We start from the raw sequence: 19,057 nt of genomic DNA, 5'->3' as shown, positions 1-19,057 counted from the left end.
TACCATGGGCGGTGGGTATTGGCTTGATGAAGGGACCTTTCCATGATCCAGCGTGTGGTTTTGCTTGTGGCGGCGATGCTCGGGGTTGCTCTGGCGCAGGCGGAGTTTTCCATTTCGGATACCGGCCGGGCGATTGAGATACGTGAGGATGGGCGGGCGGTGGTTACGCACCATTATGGCTGGGTGATGCCGCCGGAGGGCGTGAAACACCGGTTCTACCGCACGGGATACATCCACCCGCTTTACGGGCTGGACGGGGAGGTGCTGACGCAGGATTTCCCGGATGATCATTATCACCACCGCGGCGTTTTCTGGGGCTGGCCGGACACACAGTGGCAGGGGCGGCGTGTGGACACGTGGGGCCTGGACGGGGCGCGGCAGGCGACGGTGTCGTGCGCGCCTGGCGAGGCGACGTCGGCGCGCGCGTCGTTCTCCGGGGAGAACGTGTGGGTGTTTGACGAGGGCGAGGACTATCCCATTGCCTCCGAGCGGTATGCGGTGGTGGTTCACGCGGCGACGGATACGGGGCGCGCACTGGACGTCACGCTGACGTGGACGAACCTGACCGATGCGCCGATTTACGTCCGCGGGGCGGTGACGGATGACAAGGGGTATGGCGGTTTCAACTTCCGGCCCGACAAGACGCGGGCGCCGATGCATTTCACGTCGGCCCTGGGCGCGCACGCGGAGGACGTGTTCGACGTGGCGTCGCCGTGGGTGGATGTTTCGTATGCGACGGCGCCAGGCGCGGAGACGCTGTCCGGCGTGGCCATTTTCCAGCATCCGGAGAATCCCGGCTACCCGTATGACTGGTGGCTCCTGCGGCACTACGGGTTTCTGGGGCATTCGTGGCCGGGGAACGCGCCATACGCGTTGAAACCCGGGGAGGCGGTGACGGTGCGGTACCGGCTGTACATTCACCGGGGGGATGCGGCGGCGGGGAAGGTGGCGGAGGCGTTTGCGGCGTATGTGAAGGATGTGGCGCGTGCGGATCGGAGTGTGGGGACAGAGTAAATCGGCGCGCCGCGCCAACTTGCGCCGCAGGCTTATGTCAAGAGTTTGCGGATGGTCTCAATCGGAAGAAACAGGTGCGAGTCGTCGTCCAGGAACGGCTGGAACCCGTATTGCGTGTAGAACGACTTCGCTTGGTCATTGATTGCATGTACTTCCACGGCATACAGCGCTAACTGCGACGAGATTCCCACGACGCGCTTGAGCGCATCCAAGAGGAGGAGCTCTCCCAGCCCCTGACCCTGGAGGGACTTATCCACCGCCAGTTTCCCGATCAACGCGGCGGGAAGCGGATATCGGGGCAACTGGCGAGCGAGGGCGTCGGGGAGATTCTGAAAGGCGACGGAGGATGCACTTAGCGTGTAGTAGCCCGCAACCCGCCGGGAACCCGCGCTTACGGCAACGAAGGTGCGCCCGATGTCTTTTCGCGTGTGCTGGCCGGCATACCGATGCAAGTACGCGTCCAATTGCCCGATGCCGCTACAGAAGGCTTTGCGCTCGTGCGTCTCCGCGAGCGCCTCAATCGACCACTTCACCCGACGACGTTTTTCCGGTGCGACGCCGCCGCCCGCCGTAATTTGGCATTGGGCGCCGGCGGGTTCTCCAGCAACTTCAAGAACAGATCCCGATCCCGATCCGACAGCGCCCGCCGCTCATACTCGGCCACCACCATTTCGGCGGCTTCCGTAAGGGCCGATACCGCAAACTGTGTCACGGTCTGATTGCGCAATTCCGCTGCCTGCTGAATGAGATCTTTCGCCTCCGAGTTAAGACGGAGATCAATACGTGTTGCGCTCATATCCGAGCCTCCGATTTTGCCTGGCGCCTGGATGATAGCACATTGTACGGAAAAACTCCGTCTTTACGCTCAAGTGCGCCCCGCGGTTGTGTTGCGAGCCGAGTGGAACGACGTGAATTGCATGCCGGCCTCTGTTGTATAGTAATCAGGCAATCGGATAGGGAGGGCAGCCTGACATGATTACGCGATACAATACGAACCGACCGATGGTGGCCCGGCTCCTATGGAGAGGACCCCGCAGGCATTTGGGCGAGTATATCGCGTCCCTGCAGAAAGAAAACCGCTATTGGACTCGGAATCGCTGGACTGGGCGTTGCGATGCTGGTTGTCGATCCCAGCCCATGGGGCACAGCCATCGCCCATCATTTCATCCTGCCTGGGGGAATCCTGGCATTGTACGGATACTGGAGTGGACTTCGCGGCCACGGGCGCGTGATAGACTTGCCGGCACCGGCTGTATATTCACCGGGGGATGCGGCGGCGGGGAAGGTGGCCGAGGCGTTTGCGGCGTACCTGAGCGAAGCCCGAAAGCAACCCATCCCCCGATTCGGAAGACTCTATGAACGAGAACCTGCACGCTCTGCTTGAGGGAAAGCCCGCGGATCTTTTCGGCATGCTGCCGCCCAATCGCGTGGGGCTTGCCGACCGCGCCTACCTGGAGGAGGTATTGCAGGCCGGCTTCCGCAACACCATTGACCCGGCGAACATCCTGCAACGGCTGGAATCCGCGTTTGCGGCGCGCTTTGGGGTGCGCTATGCGATTCTCCACAACTCCGGCACGGGGACCATGCAATCGTGCCTGCTGGGGGCCGGGGTTGGGCCGGGCGACGAGGTCATCGTGCCGCCGCTGACCGCCGTGTCGACCGCGATCGTCGTGGTCCAGTGCGGCGCCGTACCGGTGTTCGTGGACATCGACCCGCGCACGTACAACCTCGATCCGGCTGATGTGGCGCGGAAGATTACGCCGCATACACGGGCGATCATCCCCGTCAGCCTCTATGGGCTGCCGCCTGACTATGACGGGCTTATGGCGCTTGCCGAGAAGCACGGCCTCACGGTCATCGAGGACAACGCGGAGTGCTATCTTTCGACCTATAAGGGCCGGATGGTTGGCGCGATTGGGCACGCGGCCAGTTTCAGCTTTCAGGCGTCCAAACACATGACTTCCGGCGGCGATGGCGGTGTGGTTATCACGGATGACCGGGAATTCGCGCGCGCGATCCGGAAGCGGGGGGCGCTGGGCTACAGCACGCTGGGCGCGGCGCCTGGCGATGTGTTTGTGCCGCGCGATGTGCGGCAGGACTACGCCTTCGAGCGGCACGATATCCTGGGTTACAACTACCGCATGTCGGCGGTGCAGGCGGCGCTGGCGCTGGGTCAGCTGGAGCGGCTCGACGCCCTGGTGGCCGCGCGCATTTTCATCGCCCAACAGTATGAGCGGGTGATTCGGGAGGAGGATTGCGACTGGCTGGTCACGCCGTATGTTCCGGCGGGCTCAACGCACACCTACTGGACCTATGTGTGCCAACTCGACGAGGAACGGGCGGGCGTGGACTGGCGTGAATTTCGCCGTATCTTCATCGAAAATGGCGGCGACGGCCTGTATTCCGCCTGGCGCCCGGTCCATTTGGAGCCGGTATTCCGGAACCTGGCGTTTTACGCGCGGCCGGACCAGGCGCCCAACTTCGACCCTCGCTACCAGGGTGCGGTCAAATCCTACCAGGCCGGCGATTGTCCCGTTTGTGAAGCGCTCCAACCTCGGCTGTGCCAGTTCAAGACCAGTATGCAGACCCTGGAGCGGGTGGAGCAGCAGGTAGGCGCGTTGAGGAACACGATACGGCGGATTTCGGGCCGGTAACCGGTTGGCGCCGGATCGCGTGACGAAAATTGTTTATCGTTCCGTTTTCTGAAACGGTCTTCGGGTAGACTGTGGCGAAAGACGCCGACAGGCCCACCAGAAGGAAGGTACATCCGCCATGCGAAATCCCTCGAAGACTACGCCGCCGGTACCCCATCCGAGTTGTTACTGGGTTGTTCCCGGGATGTTTCTTGCGGGGAACTACCCCGGGGACAAGCGGGTCGATGGGGCGCGGCGTAAGCTTTCGTCGATTCTCGATGCCGGGGTTCGGTGTTTCATCAATCTGATGGAGGACCGGGACCGGAACCATTCGGGGGAGCCGTTTATCCCGTATATGGACCTGGCGATGGAGCTGGCGGCGGAGCGGGGCGTCACGCTGCATTTTGATCGGTTTCCCGTTCCGGACGCGGGAATCCCGGCGGCGGGGCAGATGGAGGCGATCCTGGCGCGCATCGAGCAGCGCCTGGCCGAAGGGGCGCCGGTGTATCTGCATTGCTGGGGCGGGCACGGGCGCACGGGTACGGTGGTGGGGTGTTACCTCATCGGAAGGGGCCTGGCGACGCCGGAGGACTTCGTGGAGGTGATCGCGGGGCTTCGCGCGCATGTGCCCACGTCGATCCCGTCGCCGGAGAATCGGCCCCAGCGGGAATTCGTGCGGACGTATGCGCGGGCGGCGGCGGCGGAGTCCGATCGGTTCATCGGCTGCCTGACGGGGCTGGCAACGGGCGACGCCGTGGGGACGACGCTCGAGTTCAAGGCGCCGGGGTCCTTCACGCCGATCACGGATATGGTGGGCGGCGGGCCCTTTAAGCTGGCGCCGGGGCAGTGGACCGACGACACGAGCATGGCGCTGTGTCTCGCGGAGAGCCTGATCGAATGCCAGGGGTTTGACCCGGTGGACCAGCTTCGCCGCTACCGGCGCTGGTATAAGGAGGGCCACCACAGCCCGAAGGGGTATTGCTTCGATATTGGCAACACGACGCGTTGCGCGCTGGAGGAATTCGGGCGGACGGGTGAGCCGTGGTGCGGGCCGACATCGCCCCGGTCGGCGGGGAATGGATCGTTGATGCGGCTGGCGCCGGTTCCGATGGCGTTTGCGGGGCAGCCGGAGGCGATGCTGCAACACGCGGCGGACAGCTCGCGGACGACACACGGCGCCGTGGAGGCCGTGGACGCGTGCCGCTATTTCGCCGGGCTGCTGGTGGGGGCGCTGCGCGGCGAGACGAAAGAGACGCTGCTCGCGCCGCTGTATTGTCCGGTGGAGGGCGGCTGGGACGCGGCGCCGCTCGCGCCGAAGATCCACGAGGTGGCGTCGGGGTCGTTCCGGAGCAAGGAGCCGCCCGAGATTCAGGGGAGCGGGTATGTCGTGTTGGCGCTCGAAGCGGCGTTGTGGGCCTTTTACAAGACCGACAACTTCCGGGACGGGTGCCTCCTGGCGGCGAACCTCGGCGACGACGCGGACACGACGGCGGCGATCTACGGGCAGATCGCCGGGGCGTATTACGGGGCCGAGGGGATCCCGGCGGCGTGGCGGGAGAAGCTACACAAGCGAGACCTGATCGAGGATTACGCGGCGCGGCTGAACGCGATGAGCGGCGAATAGCGTGTCGAAACGATCAGAAGGGTATGGATAGTTGTTCTACGGACTTCCACCTCAAAAGTAGATCAGTTCGACGCGTTTAGGCTACCCTTGTCGGGTCCTCGACGGGCACACCAATACGAGGCCGATCACGCCGAAGGGGACAGGAGGGAATATGAACACACCGCAAAAACGCGGCGGGAAGTGCCCGGTTGTTGGAACCGGATGTTTTTTTGAACCCTTAACTTGAGCGAAACGTATGCCACGCATATTTGACAATATCGAGCAACACTTACTTCCGGCATTGAGACAGACACTGGATGTCTCCGAACGCGCCGACTTTTGCGTGGGCTATTTCAATCTGCGCGGGTGGAAGCGGCTCCACGATTCCATTGAACAGTTTACGGGAGCGCCCGACGGACAATGCTGCAGACTTCTCGTTGGCATGCAGCGCCTACCTCAAGATCAGCTTCGCGAGGCGATGAGTCTTTCCGGTGACCACCACGACGACATCGACAACCAGACTGCGGCGGCGCTCAGAAAGCAACTCGCTCAAGAGTTCCGCGACCAACTCACCATCGGCGCACCGACCAATGAGGATGAAGAGGCCTTGCGCCGCCTGGCAGCGCAGATCCGCGGGAAAAAGGTGGTCGTCAAGCTTTTTTTGCGCCATGCCTTGCATGCAAAGCTCTATCTACTGTTCCGACCCGACCCCATCAACCCCACGGTGGGCTTCCTGGGAAGCAGCAATCTCACCATGGCGGGTCTTACCGGGCAGGGCGAGCTCAACGTGGATGTGATGGACCACGACGCCTGCAGCAAACTGGCGGCCTGGTTCGAAGCGCGGTGGAACGACCGCTACTGTATCGATATCTCGGACGATCTCGTGGCGATCATTGACGAGAGTTGGGCGCGCGAAACGCCCGTTCCGCCCTATCACATATACCTCAAGATCGCCTATCACCTCTCTCGCGAAGCCCGCGCGGGCATTTCCGAGTTCCGCATCCCAAAGGATTTCGGGAACCGGCTCTTCGACTATCAGACAGCGGCGGTAAAGATTGCCGCCCACCACCTGCACAAGCGCGGCGGCGTCGTGATCGGCGATGTCGTGGGGCTGGGCAAGACATTAATGGCGACCGCCCTCGCCCGAATTTTCGAAGATGACTACGATCTCGAAACGCTCATTATTTGCCCCAAGAACCTCGTGCCGATGTGGGAGGACTACAAAGATGAATACCGCCTTCGCGGAAAGGTGCTATCCATAAGTCAGGTCAAACAAAAGCTGCCGGATCTCCGCCGCTACCGCCTGTTGATCCTCGACGAAAGCCACAACCTGCGCAACCGCGAGGGAAGGCGTTTTCGCATCATTCAGGAATACATTCGCGCCAACGACAGCAAATGCATTCTGCTCACGGCGACCCCCTACAACAAGACCTACCTCGATCTGTCCAGCCAGCTCAGGCTATTTATCGAGGAGGACCGCGACCTGGGCGTTCGCCCGGAGGCCCTGCTTCGGCAAATCCCCGAGACCGAGTTTATACGCCGCCACCAGTGTGGTGTGAAGACCTTGGCCGCCTTTGAGAAAAGCGAGCACCCCGACGACTGGCGCGATCTGATGCGCCTCTTCCTGGTCCGCCGGACACGAAGCTTTATCAAGGAAAATTATACCCAGCTCGACCCGGAGAACGGCCGCCGCTACCTGACCTACGAAAACGGAGAACGGGCCTATTTCCCGGACCGCAAGCCACGAACCGTTCCTTTTCAGCTTGACGAGAAATCCAAAACCGATCAGTATGCAAAGCTCTATTCACCCAAGGTAGTAGGCACCATCAATAATCTCTTCCTCCCCCGCTACGGGCTGGGCAACTATGAGAAGCCCACGCCCGAATCTCCCCCGACGCAGGCCGATGCGCACATGCTTCAGGATCTGTCCCGCGCGGGAAAACGCCTCATGGGCTTCTGCCGCACCAACCTCTTTAAACGCCTCGAAAGCAGCGGCGCGGCATTCCTACAGTCCGTGGAACGGCACATCCTCCGCAACTACGTGTTCCTCCACGCCATCGAAAACGATCTGCCCCTGCCCCTCGGCACCCAATCCGCCGAGATGCTCGATAGCGCCATGACCGACACGGACGCCGATGGCGTAACCGGAGATCTGTTCGCCGACGACGGTACGGGCGACAACGGGGACAGCAAGGAAAGCGAGGCACCCGTCGTGCGGTCGGAGGCCGCGTTCCAGCGACTCGCTGCGGATGTTTACGACCAATACGCCGGTCCCTACAAGAAGCGATTCAAATGGCTTCATTCCAGCCTTTTCACGGAAGATCTCGGCAAACACCTGCGGGCGGATGCAGTGGCGCTCACCGATTTGCTCAATATGGCCGGTGACTGGGACCCCGCGCGCGACGCAAAGCTTCAGGCACTTATTCACCTTCTGGCTGAAGAACATCCCAATGAGAAGGTGCTCGTTTTCACGCAGTTCGCAGACACCGTGAGGTACTTGGAGGCGCAAGTCAGGAATCGCGGCATCCAGAGCGTGGCCGGTGTCACCTCCGACACGGACGATCCGACCGGCCTCGCGTGGCGTTTCAGTCCGGTCAGCAACCAGAAGCGCGACCGCGTGCCGCCCGAAAAAGAGCTGCGCGCACTCATCGCCACGGATATCCTCAGCGAGGGCCAGAATCTCCAGGACTGCGCCATTGTGGTCAATTTCGACCTCCCCTGGGCCATCATACGGCTTATCCAGCGCGCGGGGCGTGTGGATCGCATCGGCCAGCAGGCGGAGAACATCCTGTGCTATTCGTTCCTCCCCGCCGACGGTGTGGAAAAGATCATTCATCTCCGCTCGCGCGTGAAACAACGCCTGAACGACAACGCGGAAGTCGTGGGCACCGACGAGGCCTTCTTCGAGGGCGACGACGCCCAGCAGATTCAGGACCTCTATCACGAAAAGGCTGGCATACTCGACGGCACGGACGATCTCGAAGTAGACCTGGCCTCGCTGGCCTTCCAGATTTGGAAAAACGCGACGGAGAAGAACCCCGAGTTAGAGCGCGCGGTCACGGCCCTGCCCGACGTGGTCTATTCCACGCGCGCCCACGCGCCCACGCTGTCGCGCCCCGAGGGCGTCCTGGTTTATGCGCGCACGGCGGAGGACAACGACGCCCTCGCCTATGTCGGGGCCGACGGACAGAGTATCACCGAGTCCCAGTATGAAATCCTCACCCTCGCGGCCTGCAAGCCCGACACCCCAGCGCTGCCGCGCGATGAGAAACACCACGATCTGGTCCGGGACGCGGTAGAGCACATCGCGGCGGAAGAGAAGTCCGTGGGCGGGCAGTTGGGCCGCCCCAGCGGCGCCCGTTTTCGCGTTTACGAGCGGCTGAAGCGCCACGCGGAACACGTCAAGAGCACACTCTTCGATATCCCCGAGCTGCACCGCGCCATCCAGGATATCTACCGCTTTCCCCTGCGTCAGGCCGCCATCGACACCCTGAACCGCCAATTGCGCCTGGGGGTGGACGACCAGCATCTCGCCGAACTGGTCATCACGTTGCGCGAGGAAGCCAGGCTGTGCATCGTGGAGGAAGAGGCCGAGAGCCGGGAACCCCGGCTCATCTGCTCCATGGGACTGTTCCCCGGGTAGCAATGCGAAAATAGCGTAGGACGGACGCCCCGCCTGTCACCACAGCCGGGTCGGCTGTGTGATCCTCTGGAAAGGACACGAGGGCATGCCCATCGACCGAAAGGCCGTACTCAATCGACTCAAGGAATCCGACCTGGACGGCCTGTTTATTCAGGAACTCGGCTGGGACCACTTCAAGAGCACGCACACCATCGAGCTGGACGGGTGCGCCTACGATCTGCACGGGATCGCTGAAAAACGCGGCATGGCCGTATTCCATTGTCCCACAGACGGCGGCAGCGTCCTTCCCGCCTATCCAATGCGGGTCCGGATCGAGCGCCAGGCCGCGAAAATCGCCCACGAGCACATCATCGTCTTCACCGGCCCCGCCGGGTCCGCCCAGGTATGGCAATGGGTCAAGCGCGAGCCCGGCAAGCCCGCCGCCTGCCGGGAGCACCACTACCACGACGGGCATTCGGGCGAGGCCCTCTTCCAGAAACTGGAGGCCATCGCCTTCACGCTGGAAGAGGAGGAGTCCATCGCCCTGCCGGACGTCACCCGGCGCGCCCGCAAGGCTTTCGATGTCGAGAAGGTCACCAAGAAATTCTTCGAGCGCTTCAAGAAGGAGCACTCGGCCTTCCTCGATTTCATAGGCGGCATCACCGAGCAGGGCGACCAGGCGTGGTATGCCTCCGTCATGCTCAACCGCCTCATGTTCGTCTACTTCATCCAGCGCAAGGGATTCCTCGACGGCGACCGGGACTACCTCCGCAACCGGCTCGACGCCATGCGCCGGGAAAAGGGCAAAGACAAATTTTATTCCTTCTACCGCTATTTCCTGCTGCGCCTCTTCCACGAGGGCCTCGGCGGGAAAGCGCGCCCCGCGGAACTGGAAACGCTTATCGGCAAGATACCCTACCTCAACGGCGGCCTTTTCGACGTCCACGAGCTGGAAAAGCCGGAGCGCTACGGCAAAGCCATCCAAATACCCGACGAGGCCTTCGAGCGGATCTTCGACTATTTCGACCAATACCAGTGGCACCTGGACGAGCGCCCCCTCCGCGCCGACAACGAAATCAACCCCGATGTGCTGGGCTACATCTTTGAGAAGTACATCAACCAGAAGCAGATGGGCGCCTACTACACCAAGGAAGACATCACCGAATACATCGGCAAGAACACCATCATCCCCTACCTGTTCGATGCGGCGCGGGCGAAGTGCAAGGTTGCCTTCGAGAACCCCGGCGGCCCAACCGTCTTGGATCTGCTCCGAATGGACCCGGACCGGTATATTTATCCGGCGGTGCGCCATGGCGTCGATCTGCCCCTGCCGCCGGAGATCGAAAAAGGGGTCAATCCACCCACGCTCCACCAGGTCGTCGGCGAGGGGCCTGTGCTCACCCTGGAACTGCGCAAGGGCTGGAATAAGGCCGCGCCCCCCGAATTCGCCCTGCCCACCGAGACCTGGCGCGAGGTCGTCGCGCGCCGACAGCGCTATGCCGAGGTCAAAGCGCGCCTGCTGGCGATTGGAAACGCACCTTCTTCGGACGGTGATTTCGGTATCAACGACCTCATCACCCTGAACCTCGACATCCGCCAGTTCGCCCAGGACGTGATCGAGAATTGCCAGGGCCCCGATCTCCTCCGCGCCTTCTGGCACGCCATCGAGAAAGTCACCGTGCTCGATCCCACCTGCGGCTCCGGAGCCTTCCTCTTCGCCGCCCTCAATATCCTGGAGCCCCTCTACGAAGCCTGCCTGGATCGCATGGAGGCCATGCTGCGCGATGAGGCCGCGAAGGCGGACCCGGACAAACAAAAGACCACGCCCAACGGGCTCCCGCTCCTGCCCCGCGGGAAGTATGAGGACTTTTCCAGGGTGCTGGACCACGTCGCCGCCCACCCCAACCGGCGCTACTTCATCTTCAAGAGCATCATCCTCAACAACCTCTACGGCGTCGACCTCATGGAAGAGGCCGTCGAAATCTGCAAGCTCCGCCTCTTCCTCAAGCTCGCCGCCCAGGTCGAGCCTGACGAAAAACGACCCAATGGCGGCATCGAGCCCCTCCCCGACGTAGATTTCAACATCCGCGCGGGAAATACCCTCGTCGGTTTCGCCTCCATGGACGAAATCCGCCGCGTTCTAAGCGACGACCTGGTGAAACAACTCGAACTTCCCGCCATCGAGGAAAAGGCCGCCCTCGCCGACAAACAGTTCCAGATCTTCCGGAAAATGCAGACCGAACAGGGCATGGACGCCAAGGACTATGCCAGCGCGAAACAGAAACTTCGTGAGCGACTCAAGGCCCTGGAGGACGAACTCAACCGATACCTCGCCATTGACTACGGCGTGAAGCCGGGTCGCAAAGGCGACTATGAAACGTGGCTCAAGTCCCACCAGCCCTTTCACTGGTTTGTGGACTTCTATGGCATAGTCCAGGGGCGGGGCGGGTTTGACGTGATTATTGGGAATCCGCCGTATGTAGAACTTTCGAAGATTACCGAGTACATACCGCGTGGTTACAAGACCTCTGTATGTGGAAACATCTACTGTCCTATGCTGGAGAGATTTCTGAAGCTTGGGAACAGCCGCTTCAGGGTAGGCGCTATCGTTCCGATGAGTCTTTCCTGCACAAATCGCATGAGTGAAATGCGCGAAGTGCTTCAGTCAGAATTGGGCAATGCATGGGTCAGTCACTTTTCCGGTGACGCAAATCCATCAAAGCTATTTGAAGGCGTGAAGTTTCGATTGGACATCTTACTCGGGAATGCAGGGGCGCCATTCTCACTTTGGTCCAGCGACTACCTCAAGTGGTTTTCTGACGCTCGACCAACTTTGTTTTCCCGCTTGACATACGCGCAAGCGCCAAAAAGCCTCTGGCATCTTGGCCTTTTTCCCAAAATTGGGCAGCAAACCAGTCAAGTAATTCTTAAAAAGATCCTACAACGACGACCGCTGGAGTATTTCACGGCTCAGGGCAAAACGGTTATATACGTGCATCGCGTGATAACTATGTTTGTAAAATGTTTCAACTTCGTACCTCACTTTCGCAACGAGACAGACGGAGTAAAGAAATCCGACGACTATAAACCGTATCAATTCAATCCGGAGCAGCGTTCAATGGCCGTGGTAGCCGCCATCAACAGTTCTCTCTTCTTTTTTTATTTCACCGCGTTCGGCGACTGCTTTCATTGCGGAAAAGAGTTCGTTGTCAACTTTCCATTCGATCTTGACGATGCAGAATCCTCGATGGGTGAGGAACTTCAAAAATTGAGTGGCGACTTGATGAAGGATTTGAAGAAGAATGCTATCCGAAAGTCGGCTACATCCGCACGAACAGGATCCGTAGAATACGATGAATTCTGGCCGAGTAAATCCAAATTTCATCTTGACCAAATTGATATGGTTCTGGCGCGCCACTATAAGCTTACAGAAACGGAACTGGATTTCATCATCAATTGCGACTTCAAGTTCCGCATGGGTCGAGACGCTTAGAGAGAGGAATTGTCATGTCGGACGCGGGCGATTATCCGAAGCCAAATGAAGTCAGAACTATTCTATGCCTGGCCAATTCTCGCAAACTGAGTGGCCGATGCATCGCTGGGCGGGAAATCTTAAATGGCCGGCCCGGCTTGTGGATTCGGCCTGTCAGCAACCGCGAGCATCAAGAGGTTTCGTTGGAGGAAAGACGGTATGAGGATGGGCGCGATCCGAAAGTCTTTGATGTCATAAGAATCCCTCTAATAGAGCCATGCCCTCATGAGTATCAGCAGGAAAACTGGCTGCTAGATCCCGGCTTCTACTGGCGTAAAACGGACAAATTGGACTGGACCGAACTTCAAGACTTCGTGGAGCCGAATAGTCCGCTCTGGCTCAACCATCACAGCAGTTACAACGGTTGCAATGACCGTATACCTTTGGAGCAGGCAACGGGACTGAGGAGTTCATTGCGACTCATTCATCTCGAACGATTAACTATTCAGGTATTCTGTCCCGGAGCGGCGTTTGGGAACCCCAAACGGCGGGTGCAGGGCCGATTTCACTACGCCGGAGACACCTATCACCTCTGGATAACAGATCCAGTTTACGAAACGCAGTACCTGGGCAAGCCCGACGGCACACACGAAATTGGCGAATGTTGTCTGACTATCAGTCTTGGGGAGCCGTACGACGGCTTCGTTTACAAGTTAATTGCCACCGTCATTAAACGGATGTAGAATAGAAGACGATGCAAGCAAATGGATACAGTGTGTTTACCATCGGCCACTCGACGCACAGCGCCGAGAAGTTCCTGGCATTGCTACGTTTGCACGATGTTGGAGCCGTGGCCGACGTGCGATCATCGCCATACAGCCGGCACAATCCGCAGTTCAACCGGGAGCCTTTGGGGCGCTATCTCCGAGCAAACAGGATCTACTACGTATTCCTTGGGCAAGAGCTCGGGGCGCGGTCCGACGACCCTTCGTGCTACGAGCATGGGCAGGTGCAATACGCGCGACTGGCCCAGACGGCCTTGTTCCAGAGCGGGCTGGACCGTGTGTTGGAGGGCGCGGCCCAGTTCCGTGTAGCGTTGATGTGCGCGGAAAAGGAGCCGCTGGAATGCCACCGGACGTTGCTGGTGGCGAAGGCGCTGGTGGCGCGCGGGCAGTCGGTGTCGCATATTCATGCGGACGGACACCTGGAGACGCACGAAGCGGCGCTGGAGCGGCTGCTGACACTGACCGGTACGCCGGGCGAGGACATGTTCCGGTCGCGCGAGGATCTTCTCGCCGAGGCGATGGCGCGGCAGGAGCGGCAGATTGCCTATGTGGCCGCGCCGGGAAAATCACCGTCCGCGCGGGAGGAGACTCCATGAACGTATACACCATCGGATTTACCAAGAAATCGGCGCAGAAATTTTTCGACATGCTCCGGAAGTCGGGCGCGCAACGGGTGGTGGATGTACGCCTGAACAACGTGTCGCAGTTGGCGGGGTTTGCCAAACGGGACGATCTTAAGTTTTTTCTAAAGGAGGTGTGCGGGATAGAGTATGTACACCTGCCGGATCTGGCGCCGACGAAGGAGATGTTGGACGAATATAAGAAGCACAAGGGCGATTGGGCAACGTATGAGGCGCGATTTCTGGACTTGATGGACAGGCGGCACATCGAGGACCGGATCCCGAAGGACGTGGTCGCCGGGGGGTGCCTGCTGTGTAGCGAGGACAAACCGCATCACTGCCATCGACGGCTGGTGGCGGAATATCTCAAGCGACATTGGGGCGATGTGGACATCACGCATCTGGGGTAATTTGTACCGAAAACGCCAACGCTCACGCAGGCCTTGATGGAAGCACCAGACCGCATAGCGCTGATCGACTTGCCCGCGCGCGTTCGGGAACGGCTGGGGGCGGGAGCCCCGCCCCGTCTCGCAGCCCTGGGCAATCGCGAACTCCTCGCGCTGCCTCGCACGGCCCTGCTGTGTTCCGCGCGGTGCCCGGGGGATCCGATCCTGGCGGCCTTCGACGAGGCGATGCGCCTGCGGGAGTCGGGCCGCTGTGTGGTCAGCGGTTTTCACTCGACGGTGGAACAGGGGTGTCTGGAGATCCTGCTGCGCGGGTCGCAACCGATCATCGTGTGCCCGGCGCGGGCGATGGAGTCCATGCGCGTTCCCGGCCCCTGCCGGGCGGCCTTCGACGCCGGTCGGCTGCTCTACCTGTCCCCCTTCGAGAACACGCCGACGCGCCCGACCAAGGCTTCGGCGCATAGCCGCAACCTGCTGGTGGCGGCCCTGGCGGACGACGCCTTCATCCCCCACGCGGCGCCCGGCGGCGGAACGGAGCACATCGCGGGGCTGTTGCGCGAATGGCGGGTGCCAGGCGTGCAATAAATGGCTGAAGGACCGGCAGGCCAAGGGCGGGTGTTGACAGTTGACGGTGGGCAGTTGACGGTGGTGTGTGCGCTTTCTCCTCGTTCCCAAGGGGACCTTGGGAACGAGGGGAAGGGGGCTTCTGGTCTCTGGGCTTGTTTTGCCGCGTACAGGAATGTCTGTGTCCCCAGGCGATGCGCCCTGCTGGAGCGCGGGTGTCGCTGCGGGCGTGGGCGGCTTTGCGGCCGTGGACAGCCGGGACGGCTATCCTACGTTTTTTTCGCGGCGTGGGCGGGGGCGGCTTTGCCGCCATGGACAGCCGGGACGGCTATCCTACGTTTTTCGCGGCGTCGGTCGGTGGGTTCTTGGGTGGGGTTGTTCCGCGGAGCGGAACGGGATGCATTCCCACGGAGGACCGTGGGAACGATTTCTGGAAGAGGGAAGGGTGAAGAGGGAAGGGGGAAGAGTGAAGGGTAAAGAGGGAAGGGTGAGAGGGAAGGGGGAAGAGGGAAGGGGGCTTTGGATTGTGGACGGGGATGGTGTGTGCGGGGCTAAATTATTGCAATTAAAGGCGTTCAGGGCCTACAATTGTGGGCTTGCGCGGTGGTGGCGGTGGTTCTTGCCGCCGGGCGTTTCCCCTTTTTTCCGATTTTGTTATGACAGGAGTTTATCGTGGACAAGCTGGTCAGCCTTTGCAAGCGTAAGGGATTCATTTTTCAGTCGAGCGGCATTTATGGCGGGGTGAATGGGTGCTGGGATTTCGGGCCGCTGGGGGTGGAGCTGAAGCGGAATCTGAAGGATGACTGGTGGTACAACTTCGTGCAGCTTCGGGACGACGTGGTGGGGATTGATGCGAGCATCATCATGCATCCGGAGGTGTGGGTGGCGTCGGGGCATGTGGAGGCGTTCCATGATGTGGTGGTGGATTGCAAGGCGTGCAGGCACCGTTTCCGGCAGGATCACCTGGAGTCGGACCGGTGTCCGGATTGCGGGGGGGAGCTGACGGAGCCGAAGAAGTTCAACAGCATGCTCAAGACCCAGCTTGGGGTGAGCGAGGACACGGCGGTGAACACGTACCTGCGTCCGGAGACGTGCCAGTCGATTTTTGTGGATTTCAAGGAGGTGTATTCGTCGTACCGGTGCCAGATCCCGTTTGGTATTGCGCAGGTGGGGAAGAGCTTCCGGAATGAGGTGAACCCGCGGAATTTCATCTTCCGGAGCCGCGAGTTTGAGCAGATGGAGATCGAGTTTTTCTGCAAGGAGGAGGAGGAGGAGATCTGGTTTGAGCGGTGGCAGGAGGCGATCTGGAGCTGGTATCTGCGGCTGGGCCTGCCGGAGGACAAGCTGCGGTGGTATGAGCACCCGAAGGAGGCGCTGGCGCATTATTCGAAGCGGACGGTGGACGTGGAGTACGAGTTCCCGTTTGGGTGGGGCGAGCTGCAGGGCCTGGCGAACCGGGGGACGTTTGATCTGAACGCGCATTCGAAGCATTCGGGCAAGGACTTGTCGTTTTTCGATCAGGTGAAGAACGAGCGCTTTGTGCCGACGGTGCTGGAGCCATCGGCGGGTGCGGACCGTACGACGCTGGCGGTGCTTTGCGCGGCGTATGACGAGGAAGAGGTGGAGGGGGAGACGCGCGTGGTGATGCGATTTGCGCCGAAGCTGGCGCCGATCAAGGCGGCGGTGCTGCCGCTGGTGAAGAAGGATGGGCTGGCGGAGATCGCGCAGGAGCTGGAGAAGAAGCTGCGGCGGAAGTTCAACACGTACTACGACCAGGCGGGCGCGATCGGGCGGCGCTACCGGCGCATGGACGAGGTGGGCACGCCGTTCTGCATCTGCGTGGATTACGACACGAAAGAGGACAACACGGTGACGATCCGCGAGCGCGACAGCATGGAGCAGGTGCGGATGCCGATGGACGAGGTGTCGGCGTATATTGAGAAGCGCGTGTCGTTTGATCCGGAGGCGTGAGGCGTCATCGCCACGTTTTCCGTTTTGGTCTCGGACAGGTATAATTGCAGCGAAAAGGACAAGCAGCACCACTTCTTGATGGAGACCGATTCAATGACACTGAAAGAACAGATCCACCAGGCAATTGACCAACTGGGCGAGGCCGAGCTCGCGCAACTCTACACCCATCTTCAGTCTTTGCGGCAGCCGTCCAGGCAGCCGGAAGCGAAGAAGAGGATTCCGACGCTTGATGAGGTGTTGGAAATGTCCGCGTCAGACACCAGCAGTTGGGCCGATGAATTGATTGCTGAGCGGCACGCCAGCACGTGAATTACTATGTAGATTCCTCCGCACTGCTCAAACTGTACCACCAGGAACGGGGTACGGAGAACGTGCGGGCTATGTACCGTGGTTCGGACACCATCTGCATCTCGGAGCTCGCGCGGTTGGAGTTGATGTCGTCCGCCGCGCGGCAGCGGCGATCCGGGCACATCGACGCCGTGTTTTTCGAATCACTTGTGGCGCGGTTTTCCGAGGATGTCAGAAGCCGTATCCGCGTCTTTCCATTCACGCCCTCGGTAATCGCGAACGCATACCAATTTCTCGTCGAGAACCATGGAGCGAATACCCTGGCGACCCTCGACGCACTCCAGTTTTCGTTTTATCGGGAGAACTGCACTCGGGACGCCGTTTTTGTCTCGGCGGATCAGCGGCTCATTGGGATCGTGAGAAGCCACGGGTATCCGGTGCTTAACCCCGAGGTGTCGTAGCCGCGGCCGAAGGGTCGGGAGAGCCGCCGTATGCGGGATGAATGAAAAAGAAGCAGGTCAAAAAGAAGAAGCGCAAACAGGTGCGCACGCGGAACTGGGCGGAGGCGCACGAGACGTCGTTCACCCACGACCGCATCCGGCACCGGCGCGCGCAGGCGGCGATTTCGGATGTGGCGCTTGAGCTGCAATCGCTGCCGACCGATTTCGAGCCGAACGCGCTGCTGATATCGCATTCGAAGAAGTGGGCGTTTGTGTTGAAGGACGGGGCGGAGGAGCTCTGCCTGATTGACGAGCGGCTGAAGGAGGGGCGGACGTCGCTGCTGGCTCCGGGGGACAAGGTGTACGTGGAGCGGGAGGCGGAGAAGTGGATGGTTCGGGGGGTTGCGCCGCGGCGCACGCGGCTGAGCCGCCCGGGCCACGAGCACGACAAGCTCGACGAGCAGGTATTTGCGGCGAACATCGATCTGTTGGTGATCGTAACGGCGGCGGCCAACCCGCCGTTCCGTCCCGGGCTGGTGGATCGCTACCTGATCGCGGCGGAGGTGGGCGGGGTGGACACGGTCATCTGCGTGAACAAGATGGATCTGGTCGACGAGGCGCCCCCGGAACTTCAGGATTACGAGACGCTCGGTTTTCGCGTGATCCGGACCAGCTGCGAGACGGGGGCGGGGCTGGACGAACTCCGGGGGCTGCTGGGCGGGAAGCTTAGCGTGTTGAGCGGCCACAGCGGCGTGGGGAAGTCGTCGCTCCTGAATGCGCTTGACCCGGACCTGGCGGTGCACACACAGGAGGTGAGCGACGTCTCGCAACGTGGCCGGCACACGACGACGGCATCGCGGCTGTATGAGCTCGACGGGGGGATCCGTATCATCGACACGCCGGGGATACGCGCGCTGGGGGTGTGGGGGGTGTCGCCGGCGGAAGTCGGCTGGTTTTTTCCGGATCTGGCGGCGCTGGGGGTGGATTGCCGTTTTCGCGATTGCAGCCACACGCACGAGCCGGATTGCGCGGTGACGGCAGCGGTGGAGGCGGGTGAACTGACCCCGTGGCGTTATGAATCCTACCTGCGCATCCGGCAGAGTATGGAAGACGAGCAGGAGGGCCCCTTCGGGGATCGGTACGGGCGGAAGTCGGCCGATTATTGAGCGGGGCGTCCCGGGGCAAGTTTATTGACGGAATCGGACGATTTTTTCGTGATCGGGGCCCTCTTTATCCGGTTCTTCCCGTTTTTTCCGCAAGCATGTTCCAATTTGGTTCATTTTCTGCACAATCTGTCCGGAATTACGACTATATAGGCAGAAGTCGCTGATGAGGCTTCGGAACAGTCGAACGCAAGGCCCAAGCAGAGGTGAACGAACCATGGCGGTGTTTGAGTATTCCGCGCGTACTGCGGATAGTCTGGAAGATCGCGCACAGGGCACCATTATTGCCCAGGACAAGTTGGACGCATTCGACAAGTTGATGCGGATGCACTACACAAATATCAGGCTCCGTCCGGTTCGAGGAATTCAGGCCTTCTTCCGGCAGTGGACGGCGGACGTCAGTTAGGAACCTGTTAATTCGCCTTGGCGACCGGAGAATATCCGGCGCGGGCATGAACAATCTTCGCACACTACTGTA

The 19,057-nt window shown here is 60.7% G+C and carries 16 protein-coding genes; 14 read left to right on the top strand and 2 right to left on the bottom strand.

The features are described 5' to 3' along the window. Positions 1–42: 42 nt before the first annotated feature. Entirely contained in the window at positions 43–1,014 is a 972-nt protein-coding gene (locus KF886_09625; protein ID MBX3177609.1) for a PmoA family protein, read from the top strand. Between the two features lie 32 nt (positions 1,015–1,046). On the opposite strand, the gene KF886_09620 is transcribed toward KF886_09625, so the two are convergent. Both KF886_09620 and KF886_09615 read right to left on the bottom strand, forming a co-directional pair. Continuing rightward, the gene (locus KF886_09620) at positions 1,047–1,547 is read right to left on the bottom strand and encodes a GNAT family N-acetyltransferase (GenBank protein ID MBX3177608.1); all 501 of its coding nucleotides are present in this window, start codon (positions 1,545–1,547) and stop codon (positions 1,047–1,049) included. Continuing rightward, complete coding sequence (locus tag KF886_09615) at positions 1,544–1,810, bottom strand: DUF1778 domain-containing protein (protein ID MBX3177607.1); 267 nt, start codon at positions 1,808–1,810, stop codon at positions 1,544–1,546. Before KF886_09615 ends, KF886_09620 begins: the two co-directional genes overlap by 4 nt. A gap of 559 nt (positions 1,811–2,369) precedes the next feature. Between KF886_09615 and KF886_09610 the strand changes: the two genes are divergently transcribed. The 13 genes from KF886_09610 (at position 2,370) to KF886_09550 (ending at position 18,985) form a co-directional block, all read left to right on the top strand. Then, positions 2,370–3,668 (top strand): DegT/DnrJ/EryC1/StrS family aminotransferase, encoded by a 1,299-nt coding sequence (locus KF886_09610; protein ID MBX3177606.1) that lies wholly within the window; start codon positions 2,370–2,372, stop codon positions 3,666–3,668. A gap of 430 nt (positions 3,669–4,098) precedes the next feature. Further along, positions 4,099–5,271, top strand: coding sequence for an ADP-ribosylglycohydrolase family protein (locus tag KF886_09605; GenBank protein ID MBX3177605.1), 1,173 nt, complete (start codon positions 4,099–4,101; stop codon positions 5,269–5,271). A gap of 235 nt (positions 5,272–5,506) precedes the next feature. Continuing rightward, positions 5,507–8,893: an NgoFVII family restriction endonuclease gene (locus KF886_09600; GenBank protein ID MBX3177604.1), complete on the top strand. Its 3,387-nt coding sequence runs from the start codon at positions 5,507–5,509 to the stop codon at positions 8,891–8,893. A gap of 85 nt (positions 8,894–8,978) precedes the next feature. Then, positions 8,979–12,365 carry an SAM-dependent methyltransferase gene (locus tag KF886_09595; GenBank protein MBX3177603.1) on the top strand — a complete coding sequence of 1,129 codons (3,387 nt, stop codon included), beginning with the start codon at positions 8,979–8,981 and terminating at the stop codon, positions 12,363–12,365. Between the two features lie 14 nt (positions 12,366–12,379). Then, positions 12,380–13,087 (top strand): hypothetical protein, encoded by a 708-nt coding sequence (locus KF886_09590; GenBank protein MBX3177602.1) that lies wholly within the window; start codon positions 12,380–12,382, stop codon positions 13,085–13,087. Positions 13,088–13,098: 11 nt separating this feature from the next. Continuing rightward, positions 13,099–13,725 (top strand): DUF488 domain-containing protein, encoded by a 627-nt coding sequence (locus tag KF886_09585; GenBank protein MBX3177601.1) that lies wholly within the window; start codon positions 13,099–13,101, stop codon positions 13,723–13,725. Continuing rightward, positions 13,722–14,159 carry a DUF488 domain-containing protein gene (locus KF886_09580; protein ID MBX3177600.1) on the top strand — a complete coding sequence of 146 codons (438 nt, stop codon included), beginning with the start codon at positions 13,722–13,724 and terminating at the stop codon, positions 14,157–14,159. The genes KF886_09585 and KF886_09580 overlap by 4 nt, the downstream gene beginning before the upstream one ends. Positions 14,160–14,195: 36 nt before the next feature. Further along, the gene (locus KF886_09575; GenBank protein MBX3177599.1) at positions 14,196–14,738 is read left to right on the top strand and encodes a DNA-binding protein; all 543 of its coding nucleotides are present in this window, start codon (positions 14,196–14,198) and stop codon (positions 14,736–14,738) included. 651 nt (positions 14,739–15,389) lie between these two features. Then, entirely contained in the window at positions 15,390–16,688 is a 1,299-nt protein-coding gene (locus KF886_09570; protein MBX3177598.1) for a glycine--tRNA ligase, read from the top strand. 93 nt (positions 16,689–16,781) lie between these two features. Then, a complete protein-coding gene (locus KF886_09565; GenBank protein ID MBX3177597.1) occupies positions 16,782–16,997 on the top strand; it encodes a hypothetical protein in 216 nt (71 codons plus the stop codon). Beyond that, positions 16,994–17,437 (top strand): type II toxin-antitoxin system VapC family toxin, encoded by a 444-nt coding sequence (locus KF886_09560; GenBank protein MBX3177596.1) that lies wholly within the window; start codon positions 16,994–16,996, stop codon positions 17,435–17,437. Before KF886_09565 ends, KF886_09560 begins: the two co-directional genes overlap by 4 nt. A gap of 41 nt (positions 17,438–17,478) precedes the next feature. After that, a complete protein-coding gene (gene rsgA / locus KF886_09555) occupies positions 17,479–18,582 on the top strand; it encodes a ribosome small subunit-dependent GTPase A (GenBank protein MBX3177595.1) in 1,104 nt (367 codons plus the stop codon). A gap of 214 nt (positions 18,583–18,796) precedes the next feature. Beyond that, the gene (locus KF886_09550; protein MBX3177594.1) at positions 18,797–18,985 is read left to right on the top strand and encodes a hypothetical protein; all 189 of its coding nucleotides are present in this window, start codon (positions 18,797–18,799) and stop codon (positions 18,983–18,985) included. Positions 18,986–19,057: the final 72 nt, after the last annotated feature.

It is taken from the genome of Candidatus Hydrogenedentota bacterium (assembly GCA_019637335.1).
Taxonomy (GTDB): Bacteria; Hydrogenedentota; Hydrogenedentia; order Hydrogenedentales; family JAEUWI01; genus JAEUWI01.
The sequence above is the reverse complement of the archived record's forward strand: the minus strand, read 5'-3'. Positions and strand labels throughout refer to the sequence as shown.